Source organism: Pseudomonas eucalypticola (assembly GCF_013374995.1).
In the GTDB taxonomy this organism is placed as follows: Bacteria; Pseudomonadota; Gammaproteobacteria; order Pseudomonadales; family Pseudomonadaceae; genus Aquipseudomonas; species Aquipseudomonas eucalypticola.
Map to the genome: position 1 here is coordinate 755,901 of NZ_CP056030.1, position 14,519 is coordinate 770,419.

A 14,519-nucleotide genomic window follows, 5' to 3' on the forward strand; every position below is an offset into this window, starting at 1 on the left:
CCTGCTTAAGCAATTTCCTGGCCAGTGGGTCAGGAAATGCAGGGCAGGGCCTTTGCGGTGTGCGGCGGGGTATTGCAGGGCACCAACGCTGGGCGGCGCATGGCGAGTTCGCCTCAGAAGGGTGCTGGTCAAAAAATGATCAATTGCCTGAGAGTACGGTGCAGCCAGCGGCGGGTGCAGGCTTGCACGGGTTATCCACAGATTGCTCCACCGTTTTTGTGCGAAACGCCGAAGGCCGGGTATAACGCGCCCCTCCGTATCTTCGAATGGTGCTATCTGTGTATAAGTACTTGATCCGGCGTTCGTTTCACCTGTGGACAACGCGTATGGTCAAAAACTGATCAACTCCCTGAAGGCCTTGATCTGCGTGGGCTGGCGGGGCTTGCGCAGAGCTTATCCACAGCCGGGTGCACAGTAGATGTGGGCAACTTACGCGGTCAGGGGGACTCAGTCGTTTCCAGCAAAATCCGCCCGCGGCTCAGGTCCGCCAGCGCCTGTTGCAACTGGGGCACATGCTCGCGCCCCAAGGCCAACTGCACATCCACCCCGTTGGCGGTGAAGTCTTCGCTCACCACCAACCCATCCAGTTCCGCCACCCGCAACTTCACCAGCGCCAGCTCACTGAACGCGCACGAACAACTCAACGGGATGCGGCTGACCAGCACGCGTTTCTCGGCCTGTTGCAGGCATTTGTTGGCGCCGCCGCCATACGCCCGGGCCAAGCCGCCGGTGCCCAGTTGAATGCCGCCGTACCAACGAATGACCAGCACCACGACCTGATCGCAGTCCTGCGCTTCAATGGCCGCCAATATCGGCCGCCCCGCGGTGCCGCCGGGTTCGCCGTCATCATTGCTGCGGTACTGTTCGCCCAGTTTCCACGCCCAGCAATTGTGGGTAGCGTCGGGCACGCTGTGCTGGTCGATGAACGTCTGGGCGTCGGCGACGCTGCCGATGGGAGCGGCGAGGGTAATGAAGCGGCTCTTGCGGATTTCTTCACGAAATTCGCAAGGGCCCAGCAGGGTAGAGGGCATTCAGGGCAGGTCCGTGCAAACAGTCATTGAACAGGGGTAAGGCCACAGCCTTTGAGGATTATACGGCTCAGTTGCTCGCCGGCTTCCTCGAAATCCTGTTTGGTCAGGCGCGTACGCCCGGTGACACGGCAGATCTGCGTGGCGAAGTCAGCGTAATGCTGGGTGCTGCCCCACAGCAGGAAAATCAGGTGTACCGGGTCGACGGGGTCCATCTTGCCGGCGTCTATCCAGGCCTGGAACACCCCCGCGCGGCCCTGGAACCAGGCGCGGTAGTCCTGGTTGAAGTATTCGTTCAGGCAATGCCCGCCACTGATGATCTCCATGGCGAAGATACGCGACGCCTGGGGCTGGCGCCGGGAGAATTCCATCTTGGCGCGGATGTAGCGGGTCAGCGCCTGGGCCGGGTCATCGTCCACGGTGAGGGTGTTGAAGGTGCTGTCCCACAATTCCAGGATGTTGCTCAGCACGGCGATGTACAGGCCCAGCTTGTTGGTGAAGTAGTAATGCAGGTTGGCCTTGGGCAGCCCGGCGTTGAGGGCGATGGTGTTCATGCTGGTGCCCTTGAACCCGTGGCGGGCGAACTCGTCCTCAGCGGCCTTGATAATGGTTTCTTCGTTTTTCTGACGAATACGGCTGGCAGGTTTGCCGGAGGCATGGGCGCTGTGCGCGGGAACGTCAAGGGTCATGGGGCGGTTCCGAACAGATCGTGTGGGTGCATCGTGGTGCGTTGATAACGCACCCACACGAATCCGACAAGGCCCGCGGGGGAAAACCTTCAAACGTGAGTTTCAACCGGCTCGCTTTCCACGCGAGGCGCGCTCGCCTCAGGCTTTCCCTCCGGCAGCAGCAGGCACATCACCAAGGCCGTGATGCCGCCGCTGGTGATGGCCGAGTCGAACAGGTTCTGTACCAGTTTGGGCAGCAGGTGCAGCAGGGTCGGTTGCGCGGCCACGCCCAGGCCTACGCCGAACGAGGTGGCGATGATCAGCATGTTGCGCCGGTCCAGCGGGCCCTGGGCCAGAATGCGCACGCCGGCGGCAGCGACACTGCCGAACATCACCAAGGTAGCGCCGCCCAGCACCGGTTTGGGGATCTGTTGCAGCACCGCGCCGATCACCGGCACCAGGCCCAGCAGGAACAGAATCGCGCCGATGTACAGGCCCACGTAGCGGCTGGCCACCCCGGTGAGCTGGATCACGCCATTGTTCTGGGCAAAGGTGGTGTTGGGAAAGGCGCTGAAGGTCGCGGCCAGCATGCAGCTGACACCGTCACCCAGCACACCGCCCCTGAGCCGGTTGATATAGCCGGGGCCGCTGATGGGCTGGCGCGAGAGCATGCAGTTGGCGGTCAGGTCGCCTACGGTCTCGATGGTGCTGATCAGGTAGATCAGGGCCACCGGAAAGAAGGCTGCCCAGTCGAAACTGAAACCGAATTTGAAGGGCACCGGCAGGCTCACCAGCGGCAGGGCGGGCAGGGCCTGGGGCACCAGCTTGCCACTGAACCAGGCGGCGATGCAGCCCACCGCCAGGCCGATAATGATCGCCGACAGCCGCACCCACGGGGTACTGGAGCGGTTGAGCAAAATGATCACCAGCAACACGAACGCGCCCAGCGCCAGGTTGCCGGGGGCGCCATAGTCCGGCGCGTTAAAGCCGCCGCCCAGGTCGGTCATGCCCACCTTGATCAGGCTGATGCCGATCAGGGTAATGACGATGCCGGTCACCAGCGGCGTGATCACCCGGCGCAATTGGCCGATGAAGCGGCTGAGCACGATCTGCACCGCCGCGCCGAAGAAGCACACACCGAAAATCATCGCCATGATGTCTTCCGGGCTGCCGCCACGTTGCTTGACCATGAACCCGGCGGACAACACGGCACCCAGGAAGGCGAAGCTGGTGCCCTGCAGGCAGATCATGCCAGCGCCGATGCCGAAGGGTCGGCGGGCCTGAATGAAGGTACCGATGCCCGAGACCATCAACGCCATGCTGATGAGGTAGGGCAGGTGTTCGGTCAGGCCCAGGGCCGAACCGATGATCAGCGGCGGGGTGATGATGCCCACGAAGCTGGCCAGTACATGTTGCAGCGCGGCAAGCACGGCGGCCATGGGGTTGGGGCGGTCGTTGAGGCCGTAGATCAGTTCGTTGGGCGACGATGATTCTGGTGACATGGGAGGCTCTCGGCACAGGGTCGTGTATCAGGTGACATTCCCTGTTGCAAAAAGCTGTCCAACTGCTCAGGTTTGAAATGTGCGTTTGACCTACAGCCCTTGCAGATCAATGGATTGACGGATTTTTATCATGCTGTGCCTTGAGGCACGGCGGGTGCCCAGCGCGCCTTGGGTGCACTAGCGTGTAGCCGCCAGACTCTCCAGAAAGCTTTCCAGCACCAAATGTGGGCGCCTGCCTTTGCGGGTGACCCAGGACAGGCTCAGGTCATAGAAACGCTCGACGGGTTTCAAGGCGCGCAAGCGCCCCTGCTGCACCCAGAAGCTGGCGTAGTGGTCGGGCAGGTAGCCAATGAAGCGCCCCGTCAGGATCAGGAACGCCATGCCCTCGCGGTCCGATGCACTGGCGGTACAGTGCAGCGCCTGGTAGTGGGCCTGTATCTCCGCCGGCAAGCGGAAGGTAGGAGCGATGGCGTCCTGCTGGTTCAGGCGCTCATCGTCCAGCTCGGCATCGGATGCGTAGAACAGCGGGTGGCCGACAGCGCAGTACAGCAGCGAACGTTCGCTATACAACGGCGCGTACTCCAACCCCGACAGCGGGCTGGCCTGGGGGACCACGCCTACGTGCAGGCTGCCGTCCAACACGCCTTGCTCCACCTGGCTGGGCGCGATCATGCGGATTTGGATGCGCACGTCGGGGCCGCGGTCCTTGAGCTGGGCCAGCGCATGGGTGATGCGCATGTGCGGCAGGGTGACCAGGTTATCGGTCAGGCCGATGTTCAGTTCACCCCGCAGGTGCTGGTGCAGGCCGTTCACTTCGGTGCGGAAGCTCTCGATGGCACTGAGCAGTTGCAACGCCGAGTGGTACACCTCGCGGCCTTCCTCGGTCAGGGAAAAACCGGCACGGCCACGCTGGCACAGGCGCAGGCCAAGGCGCTGCTCCAGGTCGCTCATCTGCTGGCTAATGGCCGAGCGGCCAATGCCCAGCACGTTCTCGGCGGCCGAGAAACCGCCGCATTCCACCACGCTGCGGTAAATCTTCAGCAGGCGAATATCGAAATCGCTGACTTGGGCCAGGGGATCGGGACGTCGGCTCATAGTTTAGTCATCGCCTAACCAAAGATTAGAAGAGTTGGGTTTTCCAGACTTTATCGCCGTGACAACGTAGCTGCAACAACGCCCCTCAACACCTGATCGAGGTTTGCACGATGAACATGCCGGAAACTGCGCTTAACGGAATCGCCAGTCAGTTGAAGCTGGATGCCCACTGGATGCCCTACACCGCAAACAGAAGCTTCCAGCGCGACCCGCGCATCATCGTGGCGGCCGAGGGTAGTTACCTCACCGACGACAAGGGCCGCAAGATCTACGACAGCTTGTCGGGCCTGTGGACCTGTGGCGCTGGCCACACCCGCAAGGAAATCCAGGACGCCGTGGCCCGCCAGCTGGGCGTGCTCGACTACTCGCCAGCCTTCCAATACGGCCACCCGCTGTCGTTCCAGCTGGCCGAGAAAATCACCGAGCTGACCCCGGGTGAACTGAACCACGTGTTCTACACCAACTCCGGCTCCGAGTGCTGCGACACCGCGGTGAAGATCGTGCGTGCCTACTGGCGCCTGAAAGGCCAGGCCACCAAGACCAAGCTGATCGGCCGTGCCCGTGGCTACCACGGCGTGAACATCGCCGGCACCAGCCTGGGCGGCGTCAATGGCAACCGCAAAATGTTCGGCCAGTTGATGGACGTCGATCACCTGCCGCACACCGTACTGGCTGCCAACGCCTTCTCCAAGGGCGCCCCCGAGCAAGGCGGTATCGCCCTGGCTGATGAGCTGTTGAAACTGATCGAACTGCACGACGCCTCGAACATCGGCGCTGTCATCGTCGAGCCTATGGCTGGTTCCGCCGGGGTACTGCCACCACCGGTTGGCTACCTCAAGCGCCTGCGTGAAATCTGCACCCAGCACAACATTCTGCTGATCTTCGACGAAGTCATCACCGGCTTCGGGCGTACCGGCAACATGTTCGGTGCCGACACCTTCGGCGTCACCCCGGACCTGATGTGCATCGCCAAGCAAGTCACCAACGGCGCCATCCCCATGGGCGCGGTGATCGCCAGCACCGAGATCTACCAGACCTTCATGAACCAGCCCACCCCCGAGTACGCCGTGGAATTCCCCCACGGTTACACCTACTCGGCGCACCCGGTGGCCTGCGCCGCTGGCCTGGCCGCGCTGGACCTGCTGCAAAAGGAAAACCTGGTGCAACAGGCCGCGGAGTTGGCACCGCATTTCGAGCAGGCCCTGCACGGCATCAAGGGCAGCCAGCACGTGGTCGACATCCGCAACTTCGGCCTGGCCGGCGCCATTCAACTGGCCCCGCGTGACGGCGATGCCATCGTGCGCCCCTACGAGGCCTCGATGAAGCTGTGGCAAGCCGGCTTCTACGTACGGTTCGGCGGCGACACCCTGCAGTTCGGGCCAACCTTCAACGCCAAGGCCCAGGACCTGGACCGCCTGTTCGACGCGGTTGGCCAGGCCATCAACGCCATCGACTGATCCTTCTATATAAGAAGAGCGGGCCTGCCCGCTCCTCAGCGCATTCCTCAGGAGTCCTACATGAGCAGTATTCAGCACCTGATCAATGGTGATCTGGTTTCCGGCGGCGATCGCACCGCCGACGTCTACAACCCGTCCACTGGCCAGGTTATCCACAAGCTCCAGCTCGCCGACCTGCAAACCGTGCAGCAGGCCATCGATTCGGCCAAGGCTGCCTTCCCGGCGTGGCGCAACACCCCACCGGCCAAGCGCGCCCAGGTGATGTTCCGCTTCAAGCAGTTGCTGGAGCAGAACGAAGCGAAAATCTCGCAGTTGATCAGTGAAGAGCACGGCAAGACCCTGGAAGACGCCGCCGGTGAATTGAAGCGCGGCATCGAGAACGTCGAATACGCCAGCGCCGCCCCGGAAATCCTCAAGGGCGAGTACAGCCGCAACGTAGGGCCAAACATCGACGCCTGGTCCGACTTCCAGCCCCTGGGCGTGGTTGCCGGCATCACCCCGTTCAACTTCCCGGCCATGGTGCCGTTGTGGATGTACCCACTGGCCATCGCTTGCGGTAACTGCTTCATCCTCAAACCGTCGGAGCGCGACCCAAGCTCCACGCTGTTCATTGCCCAACTGCTGCTGGAAGCCGGCCTGCCGGCGGGCGTACTGAACGTGGTGCACGGCGACAAGGTAGCGGTGGACGCGCTGATCCAGGCACCGGAAATCAAAGCCCTGAGCTTCGTGGGCTCCACGCCGATCGCCGAATACATCTATAGCGAAGGTACCAAGCGCGGCAAACGCGTGCAGGCACTGGGCGGCGCGAAGAACCACGCCGTGCTGATGCCCGACGCCGACCTCGACAACGCCGTGAGCGCGCTGATGGGCGCAGCTTATGGTTCGTGCGGCGAACGCTGCATGGCCATCTCGGTGGCCGTGTGCGTGGGTGACCAGGTGGCTGACGCCCTGGTGGCCAAGCTGGTGCCGCAGATCAAGGCCCTGAAGATTGGCGCTGGCACGTCATGTGGCCTGGACATGGGCCCGCTGGTCACTGGCCAGGCCCGTGACAAGGTCGCCGGTTACGTTGAAGACGGCGTCCAGGCAGGCGCCAAACTGGTGGTCGATGGCCGTAGCCTGGTGGTACCGGGTAATGAAGACGGGTTCTTCCTGGGCGGCTGCCTGTTCGATAACGTCACCCCAGAGATGCGCATCTATAAGGAAGAGATCTTCGGCCCGGTGCTGTGCATCGTCCGGGTGAACAGCCTGGAAGCGGCGATGAAGCTGATCAATGACCACGAATACGGCAACGGCACCTGCATCTTCACCCGTGACGGCGAAGCGGCGCGGTTGTTCTGTGACGAGATCGAGGTAGGCATGGTGGGCGTGAACGTGCCGTTGCCTGTACCGGTGGCTTACCACAGCTTTGGCGGGTGGAAGCGGTCGTTGTTTGGTGACTTGCATGCATATGGGCCGGATGGGGTGCGGTTCTACACCCGGCGCAAGGCGATCACCCAGCGCTGGCCGCAGCGGGCCAGCCATGAGGCTTCGCAGTTTGCGTTTCCTAGTCTGTAGCGTGGGGTGATGGGAAAGGAGGGGCGGGCCGGTGGGTCTGCCCTTTTTGGTTTTTGGGGGGATGGAGGCTATCAAGGGCATGTCTGGAGATTGCATGAAGGCCCATGTGCATGTCTTGGGATTTCTGTCGCCCTTGAGATCGAGCGCCGCCCGCGCGGCGCTTCCCGGGCAAGCCCGGTCCCACATCGGTTTCGGGCCAATTATGTCTGTGCCATTACCTGTTCCGCCTTGTTTGTACACTGGAGATTTGAAGTGAACAAACAAAGCGGTCGAGGTGGTCTCACAGGAATAACTGGCCCGAAACCGATGTGGGACCGGGCTTGCCCGGGAAGCGCCGCGCGGGCGGCGCTCGATCTCAAGAACCCTAGAAGCCTCAAGCCATGCACCTGGCGGCCTTTATAGGGTGGCAAGCGGGGAAGCTTTTGATCTTAATGACAATTTGTTGAAATCAATGCTTGACGCCCCCGTAGATCTCTCTATAATTCGCCCCACTTCCGGCGCAGACCAAACGGAAAACTCCTTGATAATCAAGCAGTTAGCCAAAGTAGCCCGCTCCGAAGGGTTTCGATTTTGATGTCGAAAGCGGTGAAAAAGGCAGTTGACAGCGACTCAAATCGCTGTAGAATTCGCCTCCCGCTAACGAGAGATCGAAGCGAGTCAAGTGGTTGAAGTTGTTAGAGATTCTCTGAAAAACTTCAAAATAAACGCTTGACAGATCCTGAGGAAAGCGTAGAATGCGCGCCTCGGTTGAGACGAAAGAATCAGCCAACCGCTCTTTAACAACTGAATCAAGCAATTCGTGTGGGTGCTTGTGACTCAGACTGATAGTCAAAAAGATTATCAGCATCATAAGTTACTCCACGAGAAATCATGGTTTAACCAACGATTGCTGAGCCAAGTTTATAGGGTTTTCTCAAAACCCGATTGCAGTATTGAACTGAAGAGTTTGATCATGGCTCAGATTGAACGCTGGCGGCAGGCCTAACACATGCAAGTCGAGCGGATGAAGGGAGCTTGCTCTCTGATTCAGCGGCGGACGGGTGAGTAATGCCTAGGAATCTGCCTGGTAGTGGGGGACAACGTTTCGAAAGGAACGCTAATACCGCATACGTCCTACGGGAGAAAGCAGGGGACCTTCGGGCCTTGCGCTATCAGATGAGCCTAGGTCGGATTAGCTAGTTGGTGAGGTAATGGCTCACCAAGGCGACGATCCGTAACTGGTCTGAGAGGATGATCAGTCACACTGGAACTGAGACACGGTCCAGACTCCTACGGGAGGCAGCAGTGGGGAATATTGGACAATGGGCGAAAGCCTGATCCAGCCATGCCGCGTGTGTGAAGAAGGTCTTCGGATTGTAAAGCACTTTAAGTTGGGAGGAAGGGTTGTAGATTAATACTCTGCAATTTTGACGTTACCGACAGAATAAGCACCGGCTAACTCTGTGCCAGCAGCCGCGGTAATACAGAGGGTGCAAGCGTTAATCGGAATTACTGGGCGTAAAGCGCGCGTAGGTGGTTTGTTAAGTCGGATGTGAAATCCCCGGGCTCAACCTGGGAACTGCATCCGAAACTGGCAAGCTAGAGTATGGTAGAGGGTAGTGGAATTTCCTGTGTAGCGGTGAAATGCGTAGATATAGGAAGGAACACCAGTGGCGAAGGCGACTACCTGGACTGATACTGACACTGAGGTGCGAAAGCGTGGGGAGCAAACAGGATTAGATACCCTGGTAGTCCACGCCGTAAACGATGTCAACTAGCCGTTGGGGTCCTTGAGACTTTAGTGGCGCAGCTAACGCATTAAGTTGACCGCCTGGGGAGTACGGCCGCAAGGTTAAAACTCAAATGAATTGACGGGGGCCCGCACAAGCGGTGGAGCATGTGGTTTAATTCGAAGCAACGCGAAGAACCTTACCAGGCCTTGACATCCAATGAACTTTCCAGAGATGGATGGGTGCCTTCGGGAGCATTGAGACAGGTGCTGCATGGCTGTCGTCAGCTCGTGTCGTGAGATGTTGGGTTAAGTCCCGTAACGAGCGCAACCCTTGTCCTTAGTTACCAGCACGTTATGGTGGGCACTCTAAGGAGACTGCCGGTGACAAACCGGAGGAAGGTGGGGATGACGTCAAGTCATCATGGCCCTTACGGCCTGGGCTACACACGTGCTACAATGGTCGGTACAGAGGGTTGCCAAGCCGCGAGGTGGAGCTAATCTCACAAAACCGATCGTAGTCCGGATCGCAGTCTGCAACTCGACTGCGTGAAGTCGGAATCGCTAGTAATCGCGAATCAGAATGTCGCGGTGAATACGTTCCCGGGCCTTGTACACACCGCCCGTCACACCATGGGAGTGGGTTGCACCAGAAGTAGCTAGTCTAACCTTCGGGAGGACGGTTACCACGGTGTGATTCATGACTGGGGTGAAGTCGTAACAAGGTAGCCGTAGGGGAACCTGCGGCTGGATCACCTCCTTAATCGACGACATCAGCTGTATCATGAGCTCCCACACGAATTGCTTGATTCATTGAAGAAGACGATAGAAGCAGCTTTAAGCTCCAAGCTGATAGCTGATCTGGCTAACAGTTACGCTCGAAATTGGGTCTGTAGCTCAGTTGGTTAGAGCGCACCCCTGATAAGGGTGAGGTCGGCAGTTCGAATCTGCCCAGACCCACCAATTTTGTTATGGGGCCATAGCTCAGCTGGGAGAGCGCCTGCCTTGCACGCAGGAGGTCAGCGGTTCGATCCCGCTTGGCTCCACGATAAACTGCTTCCAAAGCTTAGAAATGAATATTCGTGTCGAATATTGATTTCTGAACTTTATCAGAATCGTTCTTTAAAAATTTGGGTATGTGATAGAAAGATAGACTGGATAGCACTTTCACTGGTGTTTATTCAGGCTAAGGTAAAATTTGTGATTCGAATTGCAAATTTTCGGCGAATGTCGTCTTCACAGTATAACCAGATTGCTTGGGGTTATATGGTCAAGTGAAGAAGCGCATACGGTGGATGCCTTGGCAGTCAGAGGCGATGAAAGACGTGGTAGCCTGCGAAAAGCTTCGGGGAGTCGGCAAACAGACTGTGATCCGGAGATGTCTGAATGGGGGAACCCAGCCATCATAAGATGGTTATCTCAAGCTGAATACATAGGCTTGAGAGGCGAACCAGGGGAACTGAAACATCTAAGTACCCTGAGGAAAAGAAATCAACCGAGATTCCCTTAGTAGTGGCGAGCGAACGGGGACCAGCCCTTAAGTTGATTTGAGATTAGCGGAACGCTCTGGAAAGTGCGGCCATAGTGGGTGATAGCCCTGTACGCGAAAATCTCTTGTCAATGAAATCGAGTAGGACGGAGCACGAGAAACTTTGTCTGAATATGGGGGGACCATCCTCCAAGGCTAAATACTACTGACTGACCGATAGTGAACTAGTACCGTGAGGGAAAGGCGAAAAGAACCCCGGAGAGGGGAGTGAAATAGATCCTGAAACCGTATGCGTACAAGCAGTGGGAGCAGACTTTGTTCTGTGACTGCGTACCTTTTGTATAATGGGTCAGCGACTTATATTCAGTGGCGAGCTTAACCGAATAGGGGAGGCGTAGCGAAAGCGAGTGTTAATAGCGCGTTTAGTCGCTGGGTATAGACCCGAAACCGGGCGATCTATCCATGGGCAGGTTGAAGGTTGGGTAACACTAACTGGAGGACCGAACCGACTACCGTTGAAAAGTTAGCGGATGACCTGTGGATCGGAGTGAAAGGCTAATCAAGCTCGGAGATAGCTGGTTCTCCTCGAAAGCTATTTAGGTAGCGCCTCATGTATCACTGTAGGGGGTAGAGCACTGTTTCGGCTAGGGGGTCATCCCGACTTACCAAACCGATGCAAACTCCGAATACCTACAAGTGCCGAGCATGGGAGACACACGGCGGGTGCTAACGTCCGTCGTGAAAAGGGAAACAACCCAGACCGTCAGCTAAGGTCCCAAAGTCATGGTTAAGTGGGAAACGATGTGGGAAGGCTTAGACAGCTAGGAGGTTGGCTTAGAAGCAGCCACCCTTTAAAGAAAGCGTAATAGCTCACTAGTCGAGTCGGCCTGCGCGGAAGATGTAACGGGGCTCAAACCATGCACCGAAGCTACGGGTATCATCTTTTGATGATGCGGTAGAGGAGCGTTCTGTAAGCCTGTGAAGGTGAGTTGAGAAGCTTGCTGGAGGTATCAGAAGTGCGAATGCTGACATGAGTAACGACAATGGGTGTGAAAAACACCCACGCCGAAAGACCAAGGTTTCCTGCGCAACGTTAATCGACGCAGGGTTAGTCGGTCCCTAAGGCGAGGCTGAAAAGCGTAGTCGATGGAAAACAGGTTAATATTCCTGTACTTCTGGTTATTGCGATGGAGGGACGGAGAAGGCTAGGCCAGCTTGGCGTTGGTTGTCCAAGTTTAAGGTGGTAGGCTGAGATCTTAGGTAAATCCGGGATCTTAAGGCCGAGAGCTGATGACGAGTTGTCTTTAGACGACGAAGTGGTTGATGCCATGCTTCCAAGAAAAGCTTCTAAGCTTCAGGTAACCAGGAACCGTACCCCAAACCGACACAGGTGGTTGGGTAGAGAATACCAAGGCGCTTGAGAGAACTCGGGTGAAGGAACTAGGCAAAATGGCACCGTAACTTCGGGAGAAGGTGCGCCGGTGAGGGTGAAGGACTTGCTCCGTAAGCCCATGCCGGTCGAAGATACCAGGCCGCTGCGACTGTTTATTAAAAACACAGCACTCTGCAAACACGAAAGTGGACGTATAGGGTGTGACGCCTGCCCGGTGCCGGAAGGTTAATTGATGGGGTTAGCTAACGCGAAGCTCTTGATCGAAGCCCCGGTAAACGGCGGCCGTAACTATAACGGTCCTAAGGTAGCGAAATTCCTTGTCGGGTAAGTTCCGACCTGCACGAATGGCGTAACGATGGCGGCGCTGTCTCCACCCGAGACTCAGTGAAATTGAAATCGCTGTGAAGATGCAGTGTATCCGCGGCTAGACGGAAAGACCCCGTGAACCTTTACTATAGCTTTGCACTGGACTTTGAATTTGCTTGTGTAGGATAGGTGGGAGGCTTTGAAGCGTGGACGCCAGTTCGCGTGGAGCCATCCTTGAAATACCACCCTGGCAACTTTGAGGTTCTAACTCAGGTCCGTTATCCGGATCGAGGACAGTGTATGGTGGGTAGTTTGACTGGGGCGGTCTCCTCCTAAAGAGTAACGGAGGAGTACGAAGGTGCGCTCAGACCGGTCGGAAATCGGTCGTAGAGTATAAAGGCAAAAGCGCGCTTGACTGCGAGACAGACACGTCGAGCAGGTACGAAAGTAGGTCTTAGTGATCCGGTGGTTCTGTATGGAAGGGCCATCGCTCAACGGATAAAAGGTACTCCGGGGATAACAGGCTGATACCGCCCAAGAGTTCATATCGACGGCGGTGTTTGGCACCTCGATGTCGGCTCATCACATCCTGGGGCTGAAGCCGGTCCCAAGGGTATGGCTGTTCGCCATTTAAAGTGGTACGCGAGCTGGGTTTAGAACGTCGTGAGACAGTTCGGTCCCTATCTGCCGTGGACGTTTGAGATTTGAGAGGGGCTGCTCCTAGTACGAGAGGACCGGAGTGGACGAACCTCTGGTGTTCCGGTTGTCACGCCAGTGGCATTGCCGGGTAGCTATGTTCGGAAAAGATAACCGCTGAAAGCATCTAAGCGGGAAACTTGCCTCAAGATGAGATCTCACTGGAACCTTGAGTTCCCTAAAGGGCCGTCGAAGACTACGACGTTGATAGGTTGGGTGTGTAAGCGCTGTGAGGCGTTGAGCTAACCAATACTAATTGCCCGTGAGGCTTGACCATATAACACCCAAGCAATTTGCGTCGAACGACCAGATTGCGGTGTTGTGAAGATGACATGCACCGAAAGTTTGCAGATTCACAAATACCATCACATACCCGATTCGCTGGAGTGCCTGCAAGGGCATCCTGGCTACAGAATTTCTTGACGACCATAGAGCATTGGAACCACCTGATCCCATCCCGAACTCAGCAGTGAAACGATGCATCGCCGATGGTAGTGTGGGGTTTCCCCATGTGAGAGTAGGTCATCGTCAAGATTAAATTCCGAAACCCCCAGTTGCGAAAGCAGCTGGGGGTTTTGTTTTTCTGGCGTTCCTCACCGTGGCGGGCGCGACCGCTTTCCATGTGGGACCGGGCGAAGCTCGGGAAGGCCGCACCCGCAGCATCAGGCCGCTACTGAGCCAACCGCTCAATCAAATAATCAATCAACACCCGAATCTTCGGTGGCAAAAACCGCTTCGGCGGGTACAGCAACCACACCGAACCAATATAAGCCCCGCCATCCAACTCCCAATCCGCCAATACCTGCACCACCTCACCGTTCTGCAGCGCTTCCCTGGCGACGAACTCCGGTAAATTGGCAATCCCGAATCCCTGCCGCGCCGCATCCAGGCGCGCACCCGCATGGTTGGCGATATACCGCCCCTTCACCGGCACGACCTCTGTCTGCCCCTCGCGCCGCAAGCGCCAGCGGTTATCGTCAGTGGTCTCACCCAGGTAAAGGCAGTCATGGTCCAGCAGCTCGGCCGGTGCCAGCGGAACACCGCGGCTGTCCAGGTACCCTTGCGACGCACACAGCACCCACCGCACCGCCCCCAGCGTCCGCCCGGCCAGCCCCAGCGGCGGCCGTTCCGTCAGGCGAATCACCAGGTCAATGTCTTCCACCAGGGGGTCTACGTCATGGTCATTGAACACCAACTGCACATCCACCTCGGCGTACCGGCGCAGAAAGTCCGGAATCAGAGGGTGCAGCACCGTTCGGGCAAAGGCCGTAGGCGCGCTCACGATCACCCGCCCATGGGGCCGCGCAGCCAGGCGGCCGGCGGCATCCACCGCACAGGCGGCCGCATCGAGCATGTCACGACAGTGTCGGTAAACTTCGGCTCCGGATTCAGTGACGCGAATGCGCCGGGTGGAACGCTCCACCAACTGAGTGCCCAACGCCTGTTCCAGGCGCTTGATCTGCCGGCTCACAGTAGAGGGCATGCTGCCCAGTTGTCGTGCAGCTTCAGAGAAATTTCCCGCGTCCACCACACGAGCGAACACCGCCATGTCCGGCAGTGCTTCAAAGAGATCGGTGGGGGTCATGGCATCCTCGCGCTGAACCTATTCATGTCACAGCAGCA

General features: G+C 58.0%; 7 protein-coding genes, 2 tRNA genes and 3 rRNA genes. 7 read left to right on the forward strand and 5 right to left on the reverse strand.

The genetic code is table 11. The annotated features are described in order from the left end of the window. Positions 1 to 437: 437 nt before the first annotated feature. From HWQ56_RS03485 to HWQ56_RS03500, 4 genes are all read right to left on the reverse strand, one after another. Positions 438 to 1,031, reverse strand: a complete 594-nt coding sequence (locus tag HWQ56_RS03485; RefSeq protein ID WP_176569794.1) for an IMPACT family protein — start codon at positions 1,029 to 1,031, stop codon at positions 438 to 440. 23 nt (positions 1,032 to 1,054) lie between these two features. Continuing rightward, positions 1,055 to 1,717, reverse strand: coding sequence for a TetR/AcrR family transcriptional regulator (locus tag HWQ56_RS03490; protein ID WP_158158265.1), 663 nt, complete (start codon positions 1,715 to 1,717; stop codon positions 1,055 to 1,057). A gap of 89 nt (positions 1,718 to 1,806) precedes the next feature. After that, positions 1,807 to 3,198 (reverse strand): uracil-xanthine permease family protein, encoded by a 1,392-nt coding sequence (locus HWQ56_RS03495; RefSeq protein ID WP_158158264.1) that lies wholly within the window; start codon positions 3,196 to 3,198, stop codon positions 1,807 to 1,809. Between the two features lie 177 nt (positions 3,199 to 3,375). Then, positions 3,376 to 4,293 carry a LysR family transcriptional regulator gene (locus HWQ56_RS03500; protein ID WP_158158263.1) on the reverse strand — a complete coding sequence of 306 codons (918 nt, stop codon included), beginning with the start codon at positions 4,291 to 4,293 and terminating at the stop codon, positions 3,376 to 3,378. A 110-nt stretch (positions 4,294 to 4,403) separates the two neighbouring features. Between HWQ56_RS03500 and aptA the strand changes: the two genes are divergently transcribed. The 7 genes from aptA (at position 4,404) to rrf (ending at position 13,430) form a co-directional block, all read left to right on the forward strand. Further along, positions 4,404 to 5,750, forward strand: a complete 1,347-nt coding sequence (aptA, locus tag HWQ56_RS03505; protein WP_176569795.1) for an omega-aminotransferase AptA — start codon at positions 4,404 to 4,406, stop codon at positions 5,748 to 5,750. Between the two features lie 60 nt (positions 5,751 to 5,810). Beyond that, positions 5,811 to 7,304: a CoA-acylating methylmalonate-semialdehyde dehydrogenase gene (locus HWQ56_RS03510; protein ID WP_176569796.1), complete on the forward strand. Its 1,494-nt coding sequence runs from the start codon at positions 5,811 to 5,813 to the stop codon at positions 7,302 to 7,304. Positions 7,305 to 8,238: 934 nt separating this feature from the next. Continuing rightward, a 16S ribosomal RNA gene (locus HWQ56_RS03515) occupies positions 8,239 to 9,775 on the forward strand. Positions 9,776 to 9,898: 123 nt separating this feature from the next. Further along, a tRNA-Ile gene (locus HWQ56_RS03520) sits at positions 9,899 to 9,975 on the forward strand. 10 nt (positions 9,976 to 9,985) lie between these two features. Continuing rightward, a tRNA-Ala gene (locus HWQ56_RS03525) sits at positions 9,986 to 10,058 on the forward strand. Between the two features lie 222 nt (positions 10,059 to 10,280). Beyond that, positions 10,281 to 13,173, forward strand: a 23S ribosomal RNA gene (locus tag HWQ56_RS03530). Positions 13,174 to 13,314: 141 nt separating this feature from the next. Beyond that, positions 13,315 to 13,430: ribosomal RNA gene (gene rrf / locus HWQ56_RS03535) — 5S ribosomal RNA — on the forward strand. Together the 16S, 23S and 5S rRNA genes with 2 tRNA genes alongside form the textbook arrangement of a ribosomal RNA operon. Before the next feature lie 136 nt (positions 13,431 to 13,566). On the opposite strand, the gene HWQ56_RS03540 is transcribed toward rrf, so the two are convergent. Continuing rightward, positions 13,567 to 14,481 carry a LysR family transcriptional regulator gene (locus HWQ56_RS03540; protein ID WP_176569797.1) on the reverse strand — a complete coding sequence of 305 codons (915 nt, stop codon included), beginning with the start codon at positions 14,479 to 14,481 and terminating at the stop codon, positions 13,567 to 13,569. Positions 14,482 to 14,519: the final 38 nt, after the last annotated feature.

Bases quoted from the DNA above. Each gene is read 5' to 3' on its own strand.
- HWQ56_RS03485 (WP_176569794.1), bottom strand. From the start codon at position 1,031: ATGCCCTCTACCCTGCTGGGCCCTTGCGAATTTCGTGAAGAAATCCGC.
- HWQ56_RS03490 (WP_158158265.1), bottom strand. From the start codon at position 1,717: ATGACCCTTGACGTTCCCGCGCACAGCGCCCATGCCTCCGGCAAACCT.
- HWQ56_RS03495 (WP_158158264.1), bottom strand. From the start codon at position 3,198: ATGTCACCAGAATCATCGTCGCCCAACGAACTGATCTACGGCCTCAAC.
- HWQ56_RS03500 (WP_158158263.1), bottom strand. From the start codon at position 4,293: ATGAGCCGACGTCCCGATCCCCTGGCCCAAGTCAGCGATTTCGATATT.
- aptA (WP_176569795.1), top strand. From the start codon at position 4,404: ATGAACATGCCGGAAACTGCGCTTAACGGAATCGCCAGTCAGTTGAAG.
- HWQ56_RS03510 (WP_176569796.1), top strand. From the start codon at position 5,811: ATGAGCAGTATTCAGCACCTGATCAATGGTGATCTGGTTTCCGGCGGC.
- HWQ56_RS03540 (WP_176569797.1), bottom strand. From the start codon at position 14,481: ATGACCCCCACCGATCTCTTTGAAGCACTGCCGGACATGGCGGTGTTC.